This is a genomic window from Streptomyces noursei, from assembly GCF_016917755.1.
GTDB lineage: Bacteria > Actinomycetota > Actinomycetes > Streptomycetales > Streptomycetaceae > Streptomyces > Streptomyces yunnanensis.
The window spans coordinates 1772731-1790888 of sequence record NZ_CP070326.1 but is presented as its reverse complement, the minus strand read 5'-3'; the positions used below and the strand labels follow the sequence as shown (position 1 = coordinate 1790888).

The 18158-nt window shown below is 73.4% G+C and carries 19 protein-coding genes and 1 pseudogene; 6 read left to right on the top strand and 14 right to left on the bottom strand.

Annotation, left to right across the window (positions count from 1 at the left end; translation table 11 throughout):
• Nucleotide 1: 1 nt before the first annotated feature.
• The gene (locus JNO44_RS07685; protein ID WP_205362463.1) at nucleotides 2–346 is read right to left on the bottom strand and encodes a cupin domain-containing protein; all 345 of its coding nucleotides are present in this window, start codon (nucleotides 344–346) and stop codon (nucleotides 2–4) included.
• Nucleotides 347–416: 70 nt separating this feature from the next.
• Here JNO44_RS07685 and JNO44_RS07680 point away from each other — a divergent pair, with 70 nt between their 5' ends.
• Complete coding sequence (locus tag JNO44_RS07680) at nucleotides 417–1373, top strand: helix-turn-helix domain-containing protein (RefSeq protein ID WP_205362461.1); 957 nt, start codon at nucleotides 417–419, stop codon at nucleotides 1371–1373.
• A gap of 112 nt (nucleotides 1374–1485) precedes the next feature.
• Here JNO44_RS07680 and JNO44_RS07675 read toward each other — a convergent pair whose 3' ends face one another.
• Nucleotides 1486–2526 carry an alcohol dehydrogenase gene (locus JNO44_RS07675; protein ID WP_205362460.1) on the bottom strand — a complete coding sequence of 347 codons (1041 nt, stop codon included), beginning with the start codon at nucleotides 2524–2526 and terminating at the stop codon, nucleotides 1486–1488.
• A gap of 427 nt (nucleotides 2527–2953) precedes the next feature.
• Here JNO44_RS07675 and gad point away from each other — a divergent pair, with 427 nt between their 5' ends.
• Together gad and JNO44_RS07665 are read left to right on the top strand one after the other, a co-directional pair.
• Nucleotides 2954–4402 carry a glutamate decarboxylase gene (gene gad, locus JNO44_RS07670; protein ID WP_205362458.1) on the top strand — a complete coding sequence of 483 codons (1449 nt, stop codon included), beginning with the start codon at nucleotides 2954–2956 and terminating at the stop codon, nucleotides 4400–4402.
• A 151-nt stretch (nucleotides 4403–4553) separates the two neighbouring features.
• Nucleotides 4554–5294 carry a DUF4389 domain-containing protein gene (locus JNO44_RS07665; RefSeq protein WP_205362457.1) on the top strand — a complete coding sequence of 247 codons (741 nt, stop codon included), beginning with the start codon at nucleotides 4554–4556 and terminating at the stop codon, nucleotides 5292–5294.
• Here the strand turns inward: JNO44_RS07665 and JNO44_RS07660 are convergent.
• The gene (locus JNO44_RS07660; protein ID WP_205362456.1) at nucleotides 5281–6042 is read right to left on the bottom strand and encodes a GNAT family N-acetyltransferase; all 762 of its coding nucleotides are present in this window, start codon (nucleotides 6040–6042) and stop codon (nucleotides 5281–5283) included. The two genes, JNO44_RS07665 and JNO44_RS07660, sit on opposite strands and share 14 nt — an antisense overlap.
• A 538-nt stretch (nucleotides 6043–6580) precedes the next feature.
• On the opposite strand from JNO44_RS07660, the gene JNO44_RS07655 reads away from it, so the two are divergent.
• Nucleotides 6581–7024: a hypothetical protein gene (locus JNO44_RS07655; protein ID WP_205362455.1), complete on the top strand. Its 444-nt coding sequence runs from the start codon at nucleotides 6581–6583 to the stop codon at nucleotides 7022–7024.
• Nucleotides 7025–7095: 71 nt separating this feature from the next.
• On the opposite strand, the gene rodA is transcribed toward JNO44_RS07655, so the two are convergent.
• The 9 genes from rodA to JNO44_RS07610 all read right to left on the bottom strand — a co-directional run bounded on the left by rodA (nucleotide 7096) and on the right by JNO44_RS07610 (nucleotide 15170).
• Complete coding sequence (gene rodA / locus JNO44_RS07650; protein ID WP_235092631.1) at nucleotides 7096–8292, bottom strand: rod shape-determining protein RodA; 1197 nt, start codon at nucleotides 8290–8292, stop codon at nucleotides 7096–7098.
• A 112-nt stretch (nucleotides 8293–8404) separates the two neighbouring features.
• Entirely contained in the window at nucleotides 8405–9214 is an 810-nt protein-coding gene (locus JNO44_RS07645; protein ID WP_205362454.1) for a class I SAM-dependent methyltransferase, read from the bottom strand.
• A gap of 262 nt (nucleotides 9215–9476) precedes the next feature.
• A complete protein-coding gene (locus tag JNO44_RS07640; RefSeq protein ID WP_205362453.1) occupies nucleotides 9477–11126 on the bottom strand; it encodes an APC family permease in 1650 nt (549 codons plus the stop codon).
• Nucleotides 11127–11310: 184 nt separating this feature from the next.
• Nucleotides 11311–11541: a hypothetical protein gene (locus JNO44_RS07635; protein WP_205362452.1), complete on the bottom strand. Its 231-nt coding sequence runs from the start codon at nucleotides 11539–11541 to the stop codon at nucleotides 11311–11313.
• A 133-nt stretch (nucleotides 11542–11674) separates the two neighbouring features.
• Nucleotides 11675–12469 carry a class I SAM-dependent methyltransferase gene (locus tag JNO44_RS07630; protein WP_205362451.1) on the bottom strand — a complete coding sequence of 265 codons (795 nt, stop codon included), beginning with the start codon at nucleotides 12467–12469 and terminating at the stop codon, nucleotides 11675–11677.
• The gene (locus tag JNO44_RS07625; protein WP_240167475.1) at nucleotides 12469–12981 is read right to left on the bottom strand and encodes a MarR family winged helix-turn-helix transcriptional regulator; all 513 of its coding nucleotides are present in this window, start codon (nucleotides 12979–12981) and stop codon (nucleotides 12469–12471) included. The genes JNO44_RS07630 and JNO44_RS07625 overlap by 1 nt, the downstream gene beginning before the upstream one ends.
• Before the next feature lie 128 nt (nucleotides 12982–13109).
• Nucleotides 13110–13742 carry a C39 family peptidase gene (locus JNO44_RS07620; protein WP_205362450.1) on the bottom strand — a complete coding sequence of 211 codons (633 nt, stop codon included), beginning with the start codon at nucleotides 13740–13742 and terminating at the stop codon, nucleotides 13110–13112.
• 58 nt (nucleotides 13743–13800) lie between these two features.
• Entirely contained in the window at nucleotides 13801–14517 is a 717-nt protein-coding gene (locus JNO44_RS07615) for an N-acyl homoserine lactonase family protein (protein ID WP_205362448.1), read from the bottom strand.
• 140 nt (nucleotides 14518–14657) lie between these two features.
• Nucleotides 14658–15170 (bottom strand): nucleotide triphosphate diphosphatase NUDT15, encoded by a 513-nt coding sequence (locus JNO44_RS07610; RefSeq protein WP_205362447.1) that lies wholly within the window; start codon nucleotides 15168–15170, stop codon nucleotides 14658–14660.
• A gap of 136 nt (nucleotides 15171–15306) precedes the next feature.
• On the opposite strand from JNO44_RS07610, the gene JNO44_RS07605 reads away from it, so the two are divergent.
• A complete protein-coding gene (locus JNO44_RS07605) occupies nucleotides 15307–16332 on the top strand; it encodes a DUF5954 family protein (protein ID WP_205362446.1) in 1026 nt (341 codons plus the stop codon).
• Here JNO44_RS07605 and JNO44_RS07600 read toward each other — a convergent pair.
• On the bottom strand, nucleotides 16320–16904 hold the full coding sequence (locus JNO44_RS07600; RefSeq protein WP_205362445.1) for an AAA family ATPase: 585 nt from the start codon (nucleotides 16902–16904) through the stop codon (nucleotides 16320–16322). The genes JNO44_RS07605 and JNO44_RS07600 overlap by 13 nt on opposite strands.
• A 131-nt stretch (nucleotides 16905–17035) precedes the next feature.
• A pseudogene (locus JNO44_RS07595) lies at nucleotides 17036–17401 on the bottom strand (GNAT family N-acetyltransferase); the annotation flags it as partial.
• Nucleotides 17402–17552: 151 nt separating this feature from the next.
• On the opposite strand from JNO44_RS07595, the gene JNO44_RS07585 reads away from it, so the two are divergent.
• A complete protein-coding gene (locus JNO44_RS07585; protein ID WP_205362444.1) occupies nucleotides 17553–18074 on the top strand; it encodes a universal stress protein in 522 nt (173 codons plus the stop codon).
• Nucleotides 18075–18158 lie beyond the last annotated feature (84 nt).

The window sequence follows — 18158 nt, the reverse complement described above, 5'->3', positions numbered from 1 at the left end:
CCTAACCCTCCGGGTAGAACACGAACAGCGTGCAGCCCGCCGTCGTCTGCGGGACGTGCCAGGATCCGGCCGGCGCATGGATGAACGAGCCGGCCGGATAGTCCCGTTCGCCGTCGTTGAACACGCCCGAGACCACGAACACCTCCTCCGGGCCCGGCTCGTGGACGTCGATGCCCTCCCAGCAGGTCTGCGGATCCATCTCCAGGACCTGGGCCTTGGCGCCGTTCTCCCCGCTCCACAGGGGGCGGGCCCGGATGCCGGGAAATATCTCGTGCGCCGGTGCGTCCGCCAGCGCGGTCCACACATAGCCGGCCTGTCCGTTTCCTGCGTTCTCTTGCGTCGTCATGCGGACAGCCTCGTCGGCCGGCGCCGACCGGCCGAGTGTCAGAAATGACATCCTGAGGTACTTTTCTGCCATGCCTGCCGTCCACCGTGTCGTCGCACTCGTCCGCCCGCCGCAGTCCACCTTCGAACTGGGCTGTGTGGCCGAGGTGTTCGGGATCGAGCGGCGCGGGGTCGCGGTCCGGTACGTCTTCGGAGTGTGCACCGAGGACCCCGGCCCGGTGGCCACGCTCGCCGGGTACGACATGCTCGTGCCGGACGGGCTGACCGTGCTCGACCGGGCGGACACCATCGTCCTTCCCGGGTGGCTGCCGCCGGGTGAGCCGCCGTCACCCGCCATCGTCCGGGCGCTGCGCCGGGCGCACGACCGCGGGGCGCGGGTGGTCAGCATCTGCTCCGGCGCCTTCGCGCTGGCGCACGCCGGGCTGCTGGACGGGCGGCGGGCGACCACCCACTGGGCGCGCGCCGGTGAACTGGCCGAACGGTTCCCGGCCGTCCAGGTGGACCCGGACGTGCTGTACGTGGACCACGGAGACGTCGCGACCAGCGCGGGCTCGGGGGCGGGCATCGACCTGTGCCTGCACCTCGTCCGCGCCGACCACGGGGCCGGCTACGCGGCGCAGGTCGCCCGGAGCATGGTCATGCCGCCGCATCGCGAAGGCGGTCAGCTCCAGTTCACCGCCCCACCGCACCCCGTCCAGATGGACGGTTCACTGGCGCCGCTCCTGGAGTGGACGACCGCCCGGCTCGACGAACCGCTCACGGTCGAGGAACTGGCCGCGCACGAGGGCGTATCCGCCCGGACGCTGGCCCGCCGCTTCACCGACCAACTCGGCGCGAGCCCCGGGCAGTGGCTGCTCGCCCAGCGCATCGCCGCGGCGCGGGAACTCCTGGAGTCCACCGACCTCCCGCTGGACGCCGTCGCCCGCCGCGTCGGCCTCTCCTCGGCCACCAACCTCCGCCGACGCTTCCTGCGCGCCCTGGGGACGACGCCGGGGGCCTATCGCCGGGCGTTCCGGGCGGCGGCGTAGCGCGACGCGCCGGGGGGAGGCGGTCCCGTGACCTCGGCCCCCTGCTGCGGGCCCTGGTCGCCGTCGTGGACGGTGTCGCGGTCGGTCGCCGCACGGGGCGCGGCCGCCGGCGTCAGTGCGCGCGGCCGACTTCCGTGTGGGTGAGCACCATCCGGAACCGTGCCGTCCCGGAGAGCATCCGCCCGTACGCCTCGTTGGCGTTGTCCAGCGGCATGGTTTCGATCATCGGGCGGATCCCCTGGAGGGCGCAGAACTCCAGCGTGTCCTGGACGTCCTGCGCGGTGCCGGAGGGGTGGCCGCGGACGACCCTTGCGCGCATCAGGAGTTGGGTGGGGGTGAGGCTCAGCGGTTCGGTGTCCGCGCCGATGACCACCAGTTCGCCGCGGTGCGCCAGGCCGTCCACGGTCGCGGTGATGGCGGCGGAGTTGGCGGCGGTGGCGAGCACCACCTGCGCGCCGCCGAGCGACTGCAGCGCGTCCGCGACGGCGGTGCCGGCGGTGCTGTCGACGTAGTGGTGCGCGCCGAGCTGCTTGGCGAAGTCCGCCTTGTCGGCGCCGCGGGCGATCGCGACGGTCTCGAAGCCCATGGCGACGGCGAACCGCACGCCCAGGTGCCCCAGGCCGCCGAGGCCCAGTACGGCGACCAGATCGCCCGGCCGGGCCGAGCTGCGCCGCAGCCCGTTGTAGGTGGTGACCCCGGCACAGGCCATCGGGCCCGCGTCGGCCGCCGCCAGGCCGTCGGGGATCCGCGCCAGCGCGTCGGCCGGGGCGATCACCTGCTCGCCGAACCCGCCGTCGTACGCCCAGCCCGGCACCTTCAGCTGTTCGCACACGATGAAGTCGCCCTGCCGGCAGGGCGTGCAGTGGTGGCAGCTGCCGCCGAACCAGCCCACCGTGACCCGGTCGCCCACCTTCCAGCGGTCGTTCGTGCCCTCGCCGACCTCCTCGATGCGGCCGGCGATCTCATGACCGGGGACCACCGGGAAGCGGACGCCCGGCAGCACGCCGTTGACGAACATGGCGTCGCTGTGACAGACGCCGCAGGCGTCCACGGCGATGCGGACGTGCCGTGGTCCCGGCCGCGGCACCGCCCGCTCGACGATCTCGAAGGGTGCGCCGACGGCACCGACCTGCGCGACTCGGTAGCTGCTCATCTGGATCTCTCCCGCATGGACGTGCCGGCCGCCCGGACCTGCCGGCGCGGTCGCGCCACGTGCCGTCGGCTCTGCCACCTGCCGGCGCGTGACGCGCTGGTGCAACGGCCTCCTGTCACCAGCACACCAGCTCCGGGCCGATCACGCGCGCCGAGCGGGCGGCGGCGGTTCGTGGCGGAGGGCTCACGGTGGGTGGGGGCCGGTGCGGCACCGATCGAGGGACGTACGGGTGTTGCCCGGGAGGAGAAACGCGTTCAACGTGACCGGATTGGCGGGAAGTAGCCCTGCACCCGCCGCACCCCGCCGCTCCCGCACAGTCGCACCCGTTACCCTGACCGCCGCGTGCGGACCGGCCCGGCCGGGCGGGAGGGTCGGCCGGGCCGTCCGCCGCACGGCCCGGCACGTACCCGAGAAGGACACGCTCACCATGCCACTCAAGCGCCCGCACCAGCACCGCGACGCCAGCCGCAACCTCGCCGTCAACCCGGTCTTCAGCCGGCAGCCGGTCCATGTCCCCCGGTACGAGCTGCCGGCCGACGGCATGGACCCCGACACCGCCTACCAGATCGTCCACGACGAACTCATGCTGGACGGCAACGCCCGGCTCAACCTCGCCACCTTCGTGAGCACCTGGGCCGAGCCGCAGGCCCAGCGGCTGATGGCCGAGTGCGCCGAGAAGAACATGATCGACAAGGACGAGTACCCGCAGACCGCCGAGATCGAGGCGCGCTGCGTGCACATGCTCGCCGACCTGTGGCACGCCCCCGACTCCCATGCCGCGGTGGGCTGTTCGACGACCGGGTCCAGCGAGGCGGCGATGCTCGCCGGGCTGGCGCTCAAGCGCCGCTGGCAGCACCGCCGGCGCGCCGAGGGCAGGTCCACCGAGCGCCCCAACATGGTGATGGGCATCAACGTCCAGATCTGCTGGGAGAAGTTCGCCAACTACTTCGAGGTCGAGCCGCGCTACGTGCCTATGGAGGGCGACCGGTTCGTCCTCTCCCCGGAGCAGGCCGTCGAGCTCTGCGACGAGAACACCATCGGCGTCGTCGCCGTCCTCGGCTCCACCTTCGACGGCGCCTACGAACCGGTCGCCGAGATCTCCGCGGCCCTCGACGACCTCCAGGAGCGCACCGGCATCGACGTCCCGCTGCACGTCGACGGCGCCTCCGGCGCGATGATCGCGCCCTTCCTCGACCCCGAACTCGTCTGGGACTTCCGGCTCCCGCGGGTCGCCTCCATCAACACCTCGGGCCACAAGTACGGCCTGGTGATGCCCGGTGTCGGCTGGGCCCTGTGGCGGGACGCCGACGCGCTCCCCGAGGACCTGGTCTTCCACGTCAACTACCTCGGCGGCGACATGCCGACCTTCGCGCTGAACTTCTCGCGGCCCGGCGCCCAAGTCATCGCCCAGTACTACAACTTCCTGCGGCTGGGCTTCGAGGGCTACCGCGCCGTCCAGCAGACCAGCCGGGACGTCGCCACCCGGATCGCCGCCGAGATCGCCGGGATGGGACCGTTCACGCTGCTCACCGACGGCAGCCAACTCCCCGTCTTCGCCTTCCGGACCAGCGACGACGTCACCAACTTCACCGTCTTCGACGTCTCCGCCGCACTCCGCGAACGCGGCTGGCAGGTCCCCGCCTACACCTTCCCCGCCAACCGCACCGACCTCGCGGCCCTCCGCGTCGTCGTCCGCAACGGCTTCGGCCACGACCTCGGCGACCTGTTCCTGGAGGACCTCCGCCGGGTCCTGCCGCGTCTGCAGGCCCAGCAGCGCCCGCACCGCGACGCCGCCGACGCCGGCGGCTTCGCCCACGGCGCGGAGAGCAAGCAGGCCGCCCGCCCGGTCATCCCGGAGCAGACGGTCCGCGACTGACCGCGGTCGGTCACGCCCCGGCCGCCGCGCCGGGCCGGGGCGCAGGTCCGTCGTCCACAGCCCCTGCCCAAACCGGCCCGACTCGGTCACTCTGGTGGTGAGGGGGCGCTCCGGCCGGATCCGGCCACTGTGGCGGAAGGAGCTGACGGCCATGTCGACGATCGCCGCGGAGTACCAGCCGGTACGGGTCGAGGCGGACCTGGACGAGCCGCTGTCCCGCTGGCTCTGGGCGGTGAAGTGGCTGCTCCTCGTCCCGCACCACGTCCTGCTGACCGCCCTGGGCATCGGCTTCCTGATCGCCACCGCGCTGGCGGTCCCGGTGATCTTCTTCACCGGGCGCTACCCCCGGTGGCTGTTCCTCTTCAGCACCGGCGTGCTGCGCTGGGCCTGGCGCGTGGCCTACTACTCCTACGGGGCGCTGGCCACCGACCGCTACCCGCCCTTCACCCTCGGCGCGGTCCCCGACTACCCCGCCCGCCTCTTCATCGACCGCCCGGAGCACCTGCCCCGCGGCCCGGGGCTGCTCCTGTCGCGGCTGCGCGCCTTCCCGCAGCTCCTGCTGGTGGTGCTGGTCGGCCTGGTCTTCCGGCTCGTGTGGTGGATCGGCGGGCTGTCCGCCGTCCTGGCCCTGGCCGCCCTGACGATCCTGATCCTCAGCTCGCCGGCCGCCGCGCTGCTCCGCACCGGGCACTACCCCCGGAGCCAGTTCCGCAGCCTCGTCGCCTTCGACCGCTGGGCGATACAGGTCCTGGCCTACCTCTTCTTCCTGACCGACGCCCTCCCGCCGCTGCGGCCCGAGTCCGCCAGCCGCCGCTCCGGGCGCCTGCAGGCCCTCCTGCACAACCGCCACCACCGACCGCCCCGCAGTCGCGCCGCGGTCAGCGCCCGCTGATCCGCCCGGCCACGCAGGGGTCCTCGTTGCGGTAGCCAAGGCGGGTGTAGAGCCGGTCGGCGGGGGCGTTGTCGGCGAGCTGCCACAGGGTGCAGAAGCCGTACCGGCGGACGGCGTACCGGGTCAGCCACGACGTCAGGGCCGCCCCCAGGCCCTGGCCGCGCTGGGCCGCGTCGGTGGCGACCGACGCCATCAGCGGGGCGCCGCTGTCCCGCAGGCTGCTCAGCGCGCCGCACGCCACCAGCCGGCCGTCCGTGCCGCGGATCCCGGTCCACAGGCTGACGTCCGCGGAGCCGGGCCCGGTGGAGTGCGCCGGGCTGTGCTCGGTGAGGAAGGCGAGCAGCTCGTCATGGTGCGTCTCGTCCAGCGGGACCACCCGCTCCTCCGTTGGATGGGCCGGCGGCTCGGCCAGCGTCCACCGGAAGTCCCAGGCGATCGGGTCGGTCACTGCAAGGTGCCGACCGAGCAGCGTCTCGGTGCCCCGCGGCGCGGTGAACTCCCTTACGGCGTCCGGGAGTTGATGGGTGGCGCGAAGGACGAGACCGGCCGCCGCGGTCGGCTCGCCGACACTCCAGAGATGGCCGCGCGGCTCGTCGAGCCAGGCCACCGCACCCTCGCCGGACCAGCTGATCCGGCCGGCCGGGCGGGGTCGGGCGGCGCCGAAACGCAGCAGCGCGGAGCCGCTCTGCGACTCCAGGCCCTGGGTGAACAGGTCCGTGGTCCGGGGGAGAAGAGTCGTCGCCTGCATCGCTCTCTGGGGGAAGAAATCACTCGGGGGAGGGCGGACGTACGGGCAGGATCCGCGCACGGCGCGGCCTGAACCGTCGTTCGGGGATGGGGAATGTCAGAGTTCCGGCGGCCACCGCCGCACACGGCGAAACGCCCGGCCGACCGGAGGGCCCACTGTCGCACACCGCCCCCGGCCCGGGGCAAATCAGCCCACGTCAGCCGCCCCGGCGGCAGCTTCACCGGGCGGTACGGGCCGACCAGCGCGCCCTCCGCGGGGTCGCCGGAGAACAGCAGGGCCTGCGCGCCCAGCTCCTCGAACGCCGTGACGCGGTCCCCTCTGGCACAGCTGCCGACGGAGGTGCCGCCCGGCCCGTCGGGCGGCAACCCCGAGACCCGGTGGTGGGAGCCCGTACGGGTTGCCCCTCACCGCCCCCCGAGGCCGGGCGCCCGGCGCGTCGTCCGCGTGGGTGATGAACGTCCGCCGGGGCGACCGGATGCTGGAGGTGACCGTACGCAGGGGCGCGCCGCCGCTCCGCACGACAGAAGGGACCACCACCATGAACGCCCGGAGCCCGCGCCCCACCGCGGTTCCCCCCGAAGCGCTCCAACACCCCCGCACCACCAGTGCGTTACGAGGCATAAAGCTGCTGGTCGCCGGCTACCTCGGCCTGAGCGCGCTCACCCTCGCGGCCGTCTACCTCCTCCGCGGCGATCCCGCCGTCGTCAACGACGCGGTCTGGGTGCGGGCGAGCATCGTCGTCGTCAGCGCCGTGCTGACCTACCTCTTCGCCGCCGGGACGGCCCGTGGGTCCCGCGGCGCCTACCGCAGACTGCGGATCGTCTCCGCCGTCATGACGGCGGCGATCGCCGTGATCATCGCGGTCCCCGGCCCGTTCCCGACCTGGCTGAAGGTGGAGCAGGGCGTCTGCGGGCTCGCACTGGCGGGCGTCGTCGTGCTCGCCAACGGCAGCCGGCTGCGCGGCCTGTTCGCCGGTGCGTAGGCCGCCGGCCCGGCCGGTCCCGGCACGGGGGCCCGCGCCCCCGCCGGGCCGTGGCGCCGCCGCCCGTCCGCTCAGGCCGACATCGTCCGCTGGACCTTTATCGACTGCAGCAGCCCGACGGCGACCCAGCCGGCGAACATCGACGACCCGCCGTAGCTGACGAACGGCAGTGGCAGCCCGGTGACCGGCATGATGCCGAGGTTCATCCCGATGTTCTCGAACGCCTGGAAGGCCAGCCAGCCGACGATCCCGGCCGCGGTGACCGTGCCGTAGAGATCCGGGCAGTGCCGCGCGATCCGGCAGGCCCGCCACAGCACCACCCCGATCAGGACGATGATCAGGCCCGCCCCGAGGAAGCCCAGTTCCTCCCCGGCGACCGAGAAGACGAAGTCGGTCTGCTGCTCGGGCACGAACTGCCCGTTGGTCTGGGCCCCGTGGAAGAGCCCGGAGCCGGTCAGCCCGCCCGCGCCGATGGCGATCCTCGCCTGACTGGTGTTGTAGCCGACGCCCGACGGGTCGAGCGCGGGGTCGGCGAACGCCGCGAATCGGTTGATCTGGTACTGGTCCAGCAGGTGGAACTGCCAGACGGCCAGGCAGCCCGCCACGCCGATCCCCAGCAGCCCCAGGACCCAGCGCTTCGGCGCCCCCGCCGCGACGAGCATGCACAGCACGATCGCCGCGATGCCGAGCGCCTGCCCGAGATCGGGGGTGAGCAGGACGAGCAGCGCCGGGACCCCGCCCAGGGCGAGCGCCCGGACGATGCCCCGCCGGTCCGGCTCGATCAGGTCGCCGGCGTCCACCCGTGCGGTGAGCGCCACCGCCATGGCGATGATGATCGCGACCTTGACGAACTCGGCGGGCTGGATCGACATGCCGCCGCCGATCACGATCCACCGCCGGGAGCCGTTGATGGTCGCGCCGACCGGCGTCAGCACGAGCGCCACCAGCAGCACCGTCACGACGTAGAGGACGGCCGCGGTGTCGCGCAGGCGCCGGTGGCCGTACCACAGGGTGAGCGCGCCGAGGGCGAGGCCGATCCCGGTGTTGATGAGGTGCCGCACCACGAAGAAGTACGGGTCGCCCTGGTTGAGTTGCATCCGCCCGCGGGTCGCGGAGAAGACCAGCAGCGCGCCGATCACGGAAAGCGCGAAGGCCGCGCCGAACAACATCCAGTCGAGCCGGCGGACCAGGGACCCCCGTCCGAGGATCCGACCCCACACCGTTGCGGCGCGGGTCGTCCCGCGCACGGGAAAGCTGACGGCACCCAACCTTGGCCTCCTGCCCGGACGAAGCCACGACAGGCAGACAGTACTCCTGAAACTTGCGCAAGTGAGAAAACATGTGGTGTGTCGGTGCACGCGACCGGCGCACGCCGCGCGGCTACCCCCGGGCCGGGCGCCGGAACAACGCCGTCCACAGGAACGCCTCGCCGAACGCGGGGGACTGCGGCGGCTCGTCCCGCATCCGGCGCAGCTCGACCTCCGTCAGATCGGCGAACAGCGCGCGCAACGACTCCGGGGTGTACGCGAGGCCGCCGTGCAGCCCCGGCCCGCGGTAGAAGTCGGCGTCCGGGAGTTCGGACCCCATCGCCCCGGCCGCGAAACAGGCGAGGCCGAAGTGGCCGCCGGGGGCCAGGGCCCGGTCGAGGAGGGCGAGATAGCTGATCCGGCGGTGCGGCGGCAGATGGTGGAAGCAGCCGGAGTCGTAGACCAGGTCGTACGGGCCGCCGAGCCCGGTGTCCGGGTCGGCGAGGGCGGCGAAGGCGTCGCCGCAGTGGAAGCGGACGACGGCCCCCGCCTCGCGGGCCCGTTCCCGGGCCCAGGAGACGGCGGCGGGGGAGAGGTCGACGGCGTCCACCTCGAAGCCCAGCGAGGCCAGGTGCAGCGCGTTGCGGCCCGGACCGCAGCCCAGGTCCAGTGCCCGGCCGACGGTGATCAGCCCGCGGTCGAGATACGACACGAGGTTCTCGTCGGGCTTCGCCGCGAAGAACGGCACCGGCCGGTCGCGGTCCGCGTAGAACCCGTCCCACCAGGCGGCGCCGTCCGCCGTCCAGCGGTCGGCCGCCGGCGCGAACAGGCCGTCCAGCAGCCGGAGTACGTCCTCCACCGTCCGGATGTTCCGCGCGTCCGGCTCCCCCCGTCCGCCGTCGCCGGACCCCTCCGGCTGCCTGCATCCGTCCACCGTGCCCATCGGCCCTCCCCGTCCCGCTGTCCGGCTCCGTGGTCCCTGGCGAGGCTACGGCGTCATGCGACGCACGGCGACGTACGCCCAGGTCAGGCCCGTCGGCCGGAGCGTCCCCGGGCCCGCCTGGTGCGCCGCGCCGAGGCGGGCCGACCGACGCCCCACGTGCCGCGGGAAACCCCGTCCGCCGCCCCGTCGAACTCCGCCACGGGCCCCGTGAGGGCCGTGCCACGACCGGTTTTTCCCGCGATCCCCCGCACCGCGGCTCCGCTCACGCCCCTGGCACGACCTCCACCGATCCGATGTACTCCCGCGTCTCCTCGTCCGGCAGCCGCACCGCCTGCGCCCAGAAGTAGATGACGAGGCTGAAGGCGGCGATGAGCGCGATGTCCCACCACAGCGGAAGAGCGTCGGTCGCGCCGCAGGACACCTTGGCCGCCGGTCCGGTGCTGCAGAAGCCGCCCTGCCAGGAGATCACCCCCATGCCCAGCAGATACACCGGCAGCCACTGCGCGTTCCGCCAGTTCAGGCGCGGGGCCTTGGGGTTGAGCTTCAGCAGCGCCGAGCCTCCCAGGACGGCATAGCCCAGGACGATCGCCACCCCGAGGCGCCACAGCGTGTCCCAACCGGCCCAGTAAATGATCAGGTTGGCGACGATGAAGGCCACCGGGGCCCAGAACAGCCCACCGGGCAACCGGTACGGACGCGGCCGGTGGGGATCCTGCTTCCGCAGGCAGCCGAAGGCGAGCGGGGCGCCGGCGTACATCAGCACGCTCGCCGAGGTCACGAAGCCGACCAGCTTCTGCCAGGTGGGGAACGGCAGGAAGACGATCAGCCCGACGACGAACGCCACCAGCAGCCCGAACCACGGCACGCCGTGCCGGGTGGTCCGCTCGAAGACCGCCGGTACGTAGCCGTTGCGGGACAGCCCGTACGAGACCCGGGAGGTGGCCGTCACATAGACCAGGCCGGTACCGGACGGCGAGACGACCGCGTCGATGTAGACGAGCGTCGCCAACCAGCCGAGGCCGATGGAGGTGGCGAGCCCCGCGAACGGCCCCGCCTTGCCGCTGAACGTCAGATCGGCCCAGCCGCCGTGCGCGAAGGCGGTGCGCGGGAGCGCCCCGATGAACACCGCCTGCAGGGCGACGTAGACCAACACGCCGATGAAGATCGAGCCGATCACCGCCCGCGGGATGTCCCGCGCCGGATTGCGGCTCTCGCCCGCCAACTGGTCGGCCTGCTCGAAGCCGAGGAGGGCGAAGATGATGCCGCTGGTGCTGATCGCCGAGAGCATGCCCTTGGCGCCGAAGGGTGCGAAGCCCTGGTATCCGAAGTTCCCCGGGTGGAAGGCCGCGGCCCCCATCACGATGATGGTGACGACGGGGACGGCCAGCTTCCACCAGGTCGCCACGCTGTTGGTGTGGGCCAGCCACCTGATGCCGAAGAAGTTGACGACGACGAAGAACGCCATGAAGGCGACCGCGAGTCCGTAGCCGGCCGGGGTGAGGTGGTTCTTGCCGGTCTGCACCCAGGGGGCGTGCACGCTGAGGTAGTTCAGCGACGCCATCACCTCGATCGGCGCCACGGTGACCGCCTGCAGCCAGGAGAACCAGCCGAAGGACGCGCCCGCCGCGCTGCCGAACGCGTAGTGCGGGAAGCGCGCGGTGCCGCCCGCGACCGGGTACATCGCCCCCAGCTCGGCATGGACGAACGCGAGGATGACGATGGCCACCGCCCCGATGCCCCAGGAGACCAGCGCCGCAGTGCCGGCCGCCTGCGCCGCGAACAGCGCCCCGAACAGCCATCCGGATCCGATGATGGACCCCTCCGAGGTCCAGATCAGCCCGACCAGCCCGATGTCGCGTTTCAGGCCGGGATTCCGGGGCGCGGCAGGTGCGGTCGGTTGGTGCATCTCCATGGGACGTGCCCTCGTTCTGCTGCGATGGGTGCGGCGGGTTCGGCCGGTGACGCGGCACCCGCGGGGTTCTGCGGGTGTACGCACCTTTTGTCCCATACTTCAGGACGGGCGCGAGGAGACGGGGCACGCCGCGCCGGGCACGCCGCGGCCGGGTGGCACCGCCGGCGCGCCAACTGCCGCGGCGCTACGGGCGGGAGGGCGCGGCGCGGTGCGGGGACGGCGGCGGGGCGGGGGTGGCGGCGGGGCGGAGCGTGTCGCCGCTCGGCGGCGCGACCTCCACGCCGGTCTCGTCGAGGCCGGCGGTCCAGACGATGCCGGCGATGCTGCACGCCAGCGCGAGAGTGAGGCCGATGGCCCCGAACGGGATGCGGTGACGCGCCTCCCGCTCGCCTCCGTCGCGCTGCAAGCCCGTCACCGGTCCCCTCCCCGCGGCCGCGCCGGCTTCATGGAGTGCGTTCCGGCCGCGCGCTCCCTTTCATGTTCCTTGGAAATGAAGCGAGTTGGCCATCACCCATAAGGGGGGAGGGTGTCGTGCCGACCGGATCAGGTCACGGTTTGACGGCGTGCAGGACCCGCATCCCCCGCGGCCCGGTCTCGTCGTGCCGCACCTCCAGGCCGACGGCGCGGCACTGCTCCACCAGCCACTGCGCCGGGATCCGCAGCTTCGGATAGCTGCTGGTCCGCTGTTCCCAACCCGCCGCCGAGCGGGTGTGCAACAGGTCGTGGACCAGCACCGTGTCGTCGTCGACGTATTCGAGGAAGCAGGTCAGCAGGCGGTCGTCCGAGCTGCGGACCGGCAGGAAGCGGTCCGTGCCGTGCAGCGCCGCCGTCAGATCGCGGTAGGTGGCGACGAAATGGCCGCCGGGGCGGAGCGCGCGTGCCACGTCGCCGAGCAGCTCGGTGACGTCGGTCTTGGCGGGCAGGTGCGGCAGGGTGTCGCCCATGCACACCACGGCGGCCACCGAGTCCGCGGGCGCCGCCTCGGCGAGGGCGCCGCGGATGTCCCGCCGGAGGGGGCGGAGCGCCTCCGCGGCGCCGCCGGTCCCCGCGTGGGTCGCGGTCAGCTCGGCCAGCAGGTGCGCGCTGGTGTCCACGGCGACGACGGGCGCGAACCCGAGGCGGACCAGGGCCAGCGTCTGGGTACCGGGCCCGCAGCCCAGATCGACGGCGACGGCCTCCCCGCGCGCGTCGTCCGACGTGTCGGACGCGCCCCAGTCCGCGTGCACGCCCAGCTTCCGCAGGAGTTCGAGCTGGCCCGACGCGGCGGCGGGTATGTCGCCGCCCAGCATCCAGGTGTAGTGCTCGGCGAGCAGTCGCGCGTAGTGGTCGACGGCATCGGTCATCAGGAGCTCCCTTCGGATGCGTGGGGCGTGCCCCCGACGGCCGACTCGCCGGTGCGCACCCACGCCGCGAGGTCGGCGAGGTAGATATTGGCCATGGAGGCTTCCAGGGCGGCACCGAGCGCCGCCCGGTAGGTGGGGGTCGCCTCCGCGTACCGCTGTCGGCCGGCTGCGGTGATGCGGGCCGCGACCGCCCGCCCGTCGCCGGGGGCGGCGGCGCGCTCCGCCAGGTCCTGCGCCTCCAACCGGCCGATCAGGCGGGTGACCGTGCTGTCCTGCAGGCCGATCCGGTCGGCGAGTTCGCCCATCCGGAGCGCCGGCCCGCTGTCCGGGCGGCTGAGCGCGCACAGTGCCCGGTACTCCGAGAGCGGCAGGCCGTGGCGGCGCTGGAGGGTCGCGTCCAGCTGTTTCTCCACCCGGCCCAACAGCCGCACCGCCATGCACCAGCGCTCGTCCTCCGCGTTGCCGGCGGGTGCCGCGGAGCTGCCCTGTGACATCGACTCGAACCCGATCACGGACGTAACGTAACTGCTTGCTCAAGCAATTACCAGGGGTGGGGAGGGTTCTCCTTGATATCGGCGAGGCCAACGTCCCCTGCGGGGAGGGAGTTTGAGGCATCCGGCCGGCGCCCGCTGCCCTGGCCCTACTCCCGGTGCTGCCCCAGGACGACGCCGCGTCCGGCGTAGACCCGGTCCAGCCGCCGCCACTCGACGTGGGTGAACTCCTGGGAGTGGCCGGGGAGTCCGGACGGATTGTGGATCACGACGTGGTCCGGGGTGACGCCGACGGCCAGGACCAGATGGCCGCCCCGCTGCGGCGGTTCGGGGTCGGCGTCCCGGATGGAGGGGTGGACGGAGAGCAGGACGAGCCGACCGGCACCGATCAGCGCCGGGATCTCCTCCCGGGGCAGGTCGGGCCGGGACTCGGCGCTCAGTCCCCAACGGCGTTCCGCGTAGGCGGCGAACGGCGCGTAGACCAAACCGTGCAGGCCCTCCGGATGGCGGACGTAGGCGCCGGCGTCCAGGCATTCGGTGGCCAGCTCCATGGCGGTGGGAGCGGAGTGCCGCCAGAACTCCAACGCCATCCGCAGGCAGGCCATCCCGCACAGGCGCCAGGACCACCAGGCGTATTCCTCGGGGGTCCGGGCGCCGTACTCCGGCCAGCGGGGGTCCTCGGTGGCCGACGTCGTCCCGGCGAGGAGCGCGGGGACGAGTTCGGGCGAGGCCCACTGGGAGTGGTACGGGACGGGGTGGATGACGGTGCGGTGGGTGGTCATGGTGCACCGTACCCGCGAGGGGCCGCGCGGCGTCCGGGCGACCCCGGCCCGCGGTGCGTCATGGGGCGTGCGGCGGCTCCCAGACCGAGCAGTCGTGGGCGAAGTACACCCGCCGTGGAGCGAAGGCGGCGAGCCGGTCGAGCCACGGGCGGTAGCCCGGGAGCGGCCGGGCCGCGCCGTCCAGGGCGGCCTGCCGGGCCAGGTGGTCCGAGGCGTAGTGCGAGGCGAAGTCATGGGCCTGGCCGGCCAGTACCACCGTGCCGTCGGGGTGGTGGAGGACCAGTGACTGGTGCCCGTCGGTGTGGCCGGGCGTCGGGACGATCCGGACGCCGGGCCAGACCTCCGCCTCGCCGGTCAGTTGCTCGTAGCGCGCCCCGGGGAAGTCGATCAGCTCGTCGATGGTGTAGTCGCCCCGGCGGGCGGTGGCCAGCTCCACGTCCTGAACCAGGATGGGCTTGCCGGCCAACAGCGGGTTCCCGCCGCAGTGGTCGAAGTGCAGATGGCAGTTGACGACGAGCGAGATGTCCGCGAGGGTCGTCCCGACGGCGGCCAACGCGGCCTGGAGCGGGCGGCGTCGGGGGCGGTAGTGGGCCTCGGTCTCCGGGTCGGCGGCGCCGATGCCGGTGTCGAAGAGGAGCAGTCCCCGGTCGTGCTCCACCAGATAGGCCAGTGCCGGCTCCACGCGGGGCTCCGGGCCGCCGGTCTCCGACGCCGGCCGGACGAAGTAGCCCAGGTCGAGCCGGTGCACCGTCGGGTGCGCTGATGTCGAGTGCATGCCCCCATGGTCACCGGGCCGGCGTACCGTCCGCAGCCGGTTTCCGCGCCGCGCCGCACCGTGCCGCGCCACCGCCCGCCCGTACCGGGACCGACGGTGGCCGAAATCAGCCGCACCGCCCGAGTGCCGACGACGTCCCCTCAGGTCATCCCGACGCACATCACATCGAGCCGGTGCGCCGTCGGAGCGGAGATCTCCAGCTCCGGCCGCCACACGGTGAGGATCTGCGCGGACGGCGTGAACAGCGGGCCGGGCAGCGCGGTGGGGGAGTGCCACTCCCAGCTGCTGACGTGCTGCGGCTCGGCGGCGTACGGCGTGCCCTGGTAGCGGGTGACGAGCGACGCCATCGTGATGCGGTTCAGACCGTGCACGTCGTCGTGCAACATCGCGAAGACCCGGACGTCGTCCGGCGCGGTGTCCAGCCCGGTCTCCTCGCGCAGCTCCCGGGCCGCGGCGCGCCGCACGCCCTCGCCGGGATCGACCTTGCCGCCGGGCAGTTCCCAGGTCCCCGCGTGGTGCAGACCGAGCAGAATCCGCCCGTCCGGGTCCAGCACGATGACGCCGACCCCGAACGTGGCGTGTGCCTGCGGCGGTCGATCACCGCGCTGCCGGCTCGTCACCGCGCCCGTACCCCTGCCCGTTCCGCTGCCCATCCCGTCCCTCTCTCGGCTCTTGCGCGACCCGCCCCGGCGCCGGGGCGGCAACACTTTCCCCCACATTCACCCACGGGAGTGGGCCACATCCACGGTTCCGGCCAAAATCGGCGCGGCCAGCGACCACAATGCGCTCATGACCGATGACTGGAAGCGACAGATCGACCGGCTCCACGCGGAGTTGGTGCGGCGCGACGATCCGGCCGAGTGGGTCGTGGAGGCCGACGCCGTGGACGCGTCCCGCCGCTACCCGGACCTCGCCTTCCGCGGCCCGGTCTTCGGTCTCGCCGTCCTCGACCCCGCGGACGCCGAACGCGCCCCGGAATGGCGCCTGTTGAAACCGGTGACCGACGCCACGCCGCAGGACGCCCGGGACACCCTCAACTCCCATCTCTGGTTCAAGGCCAAGGACGACACCGACGATCCCGCGGTGCGGCGCGAACTGCTGGCCGCGGTGGCGCGGTTGGAACGCGAACCGATCGACGACCTGACGGTCTGCGGCGCCCGCTACCGGATCGTCCGCGGCGACGAGTTCGCCCGCGCCGGCCGGAGCGGCCTGGAGCCGCCCCGGCCCACCGACCCCGAGCCGGCCGACCGCGCCTGGGGCGGCCGGAGCGACACCCCCTCGCCGGACCGGGACTTCGCCCTCGTCCCCGGCCGGGAGACCAGCCCCATGGTCGTCGCCATGAAGGTGGCGCTCCAGGGCTACGCCTACTCCGGGGCGCGCTTCCCCGCCGCCGTCCGCGAGGAGTCCGAGCGGGCCCGCACGGCCTACCCGGAGGTCGTCCTGCTGCCCGTCGGCTTCGGCGTCGCCGAACGCCGCCGCGGGTGCTGGCAGCCGCGGGGAGCGCTGATGCCGACCCCGCACGAGGCGCGCCGACTGCTCGTCGACGCCATGATCGAATTCTGGCCGCAGCTCTACGAGTTCAGCGCCGCCGAACGCCAGCGGTACGTCGAGGCCGCCGAGGAGTTCAAGGCCGCCGATCGCGCCAACGAGGTGCGGGTGGACGACAAGAGGTTCCAGATCTGCCGCATCGAGCGGATGGTCAGGATCGGCCCCGACGGCCCGGAACCGCCCCGCCGGTCGGACGTGGACGACTACGGCCCGACGAAGATCCACCCGACCATGGACGAGGACGGCACCCTGCACTACGACAGTTGACCACCGGTGAGCACGGCCCGGTGCCGGGCCTCGGCCGCGATGTCGGCGGCGGTCTCCTCGGGCGTCTGCCCGGTGCTGTCCAGCCACCACCCCACGCCGCCCAGTTCGTCGTGCATCGCGCGGTGGAAGGGGGCGATGTCGTAGTCGACGCGTTCCCGGGCGGAGCGCGCGGCGTTGCGCCGCATGCACACCTCCGGCGGCGGGGCCAGTACCACGAACATCACCGGACGGGGCGCGAGCAACCCGACCATGAAGTCCAGGAGTTCGCGGTCGGTGATGGCGTACTCGATGATCGGGAAGATGCCGTGCTCGACGAAGTTGTCGGCCAACGCGCACATGTTGCGGGCGCACAGCAGTAGTTGCCGCCGCGACTCCTCGGCCGGCCGGCCGAGGAATCCGACCCTCCCCTGGACGACCATGTACGACAGGAAGTCCCCGTTGATGTGCGCCGCCCGCTCGAAGTGCCCCGCCACCAGCGGTGACACCGTCGACTTCCCGGCCCCCGGCATCCCCGAGACGATCAGACACCCGGACGCCGCCGGCCCGGCCGCCCGCCCGCGCTGTGTGGTCATCCGCCGCTCCCTCTCCGCCGGCTGCCGTCGGCCCGGCATCGGGGGATCATCGCAGCGTCCACCACCGCCGCGCACGCCAATTTCCGCCGCTCCGCGGAACATTCGCGCGACCGTCACCCGGGCCGTGGCGGTCAGTCGGCGGCCCGGTGCTCCCGCGCCCGGCGGTACACCTGGCGCGAACCGCCCTCCGGACCCGGCGGAGCGGGCTCGGCGGGGACGAGGCCCAGCGACGCGTAGAAGCGGCGCGCCCCGCTGGCCTCGGCCCCGGGATGGTCGCTCCCGAAGGTGACCACCTCGATGCTCGCGGGAACCGTCACGAACCGCCGTACCGCGTCCGCCATCAGGGCACGGCCCACGCCCCGCCCCCGCGCCTGAGCCGCGACGACGAGCCAATGGACGTGATGGCACGGCGCCTCCGGGGAACCCGAGGCGTCGGCCCCGAACAGCAGGCCGCCGAGCAGGGCCGGCCCGCCGGAGGAGGGGACGGCGACGAGTGCGGCGCATCGTCCGGGAACACGACGCGGAGGTGGCACCGGGCGAATTCACCCTGCTCGGGCTGCTCGTGGTCCCCGCCGCGCTGGTGCTCTCCGTGGTAGCACTGTGGCTGTCGCTGCACGTCCTCGGAAGCTGAGCACGGAGGCCGACCGCGTGACCGTCATCGTCTGGATCGCCGAGGGCACCTGGCCGGCCTGTGTGGACGCCGCCCGCCGTCACGTCCCCGAGGGCGCCGAGATCGTCCTCCTGCACGTCACCGGCCCCGACGTCCAGGCCGCCGCCCACGGTGCCTACGCCGGACTGCTCGGCCGCGGCCACAGCCGGGGGCACCGCCCGGCCGAAGGCTGGGGGAGCGCCCCCGGCACCCGCCTGGAAGACCTGGCCGCCACCTCCGCCGCCGCGCTCCTGCGCACCGCCGCCGCCCGCCTCGCCCGCCCCTGCGCCCGCCAGGAACGCCCCGGCCGCCCCGAACGCGTGGTGGTCGCCGCCGCCGACGGCGCCGACCTGCTGATCCTCGCCCGCGACGGCGACCGCCGCCACCTCGGCCCGCACAGCCTCTCGCCCGCCAGCCGGTTCGTGGTCGACCACGCCCCCTGCCCGGTCCTGCTGGTCTGGCCCGAAGCGGCCCCCGACATCGGCACGATGCCGTCCCCGCCACCCCACGACCCGGCCTGAGGGACCCGCGGTGCGGCCGGGGCGCCGGTCGTGCTCCCGCAGGAGGACCCGGTGTCGAACTCGATGACGGGCGCGGGTCGGCCG

Excerpts from the sequence above, each read along its gene's own strand:
- JNO44_RS07685 (WP_205362463.1), bottom strand. The coding sequence starts at position 346 with ATGACGACGCAAGAGAACGCAGGAAACGGACAGGCCGGCTATGTGTGG.
- JNO44_RS07680 (WP_205362461.1), top strand. The coding sequence starts at position 417 with ATGCCTGCCGTCCACCGTGTCGTCGCACTCGTCCGCCCGCCGCAGTCC.
- JNO44_RS07675 (WP_205362460.1), bottom strand. The coding sequence starts at position 2,526 with ATGAGCAGCTACCGAGTCGCGCAGGTCGGTGCCGTCGGCGCACCCTTC.
- gad (WP_205362458.1), top strand. The coding sequence starts at position 2,954 with ATGCCACTCAAGCGCCCGCACCAGCACCGCGACGCCAGCCGCAACCTC.
- JNO44_RS07665 (WP_205362457.1), top strand. The coding sequence starts at position 4,554 with ATGTCGACGATCGCCGCGGAGTACCAGCCGGTACGGGTCGAGGCGGAC.
- JNO44_RS07660 (WP_205362456.1), bottom strand. The coding sequence starts at position 6,042 with ATGCAGGCGACGACTCTTCTCCCCCGGACCACGGACCTGTTCACCCAG.
- JNO44_RS07655 (WP_205362455.1), top strand. The coding sequence starts at position 6,581 with ATGAACGCCCGGAGCCCGCGCCCCACCGCGGTTCCCCCCGAAGCGCTC.
- JNO44_RS07645 (WP_205362454.1), bottom strand. The coding sequence starts at position 9,214 with ATGGGCACGGTGGACGGATGCAGGCAGCCGGAGGGGTCCGGCGACGGC.
- JNO44_RS07640 (WP_205362453.1), bottom strand. The coding sequence starts at position 11,126 with ATGGAGATGCACCAACCGACCGCACCTGCCGCGCCCCGGAATCCCGGC.
- JNO44_RS07630 (WP_205362451.1), bottom strand. The coding sequence starts at position 12,469 with ATGACCGATGCCGTCGACCACTACGCGCGACTGCTCGCCGAGCACTAC.
- JNO44_RS07620 (WP_205362450.1), bottom strand. The coding sequence starts at position 13,742 with ATGACCACCCACCGCACCGTCATCCACCCCGTCCCGTACCACTCCCAG.
- JNO44_RS07615 (WP_205362448.1), bottom strand. The coding sequence starts at position 14,517 with ATGCACTCGACATCAGCGCACCCGACGGTGCACCGGCTCGACCTGGGC.
- JNO44_RS07610 (WP_205362447.1), bottom strand. The coding sequence starts at position 15,170 with ATGGGCAGCGGAACGGGCAGGGGTACGGGCGCGGTGACGAGCCGGCAG.
- JNO44_RS07605 (WP_205362446.1), top strand. The coding sequence starts at position 15,307 with ATGACCGATGACTGGAAGCGACAGATCGACCGGCTCCACGCGGAGTTG.
- JNO44_RS07600 (WP_205362445.1), bottom strand. The coding sequence starts at position 16,904 with ATGACCACACAGCGCGGGCGGGCGGCCGGGCCGGCGGCGTCCGGGTGT.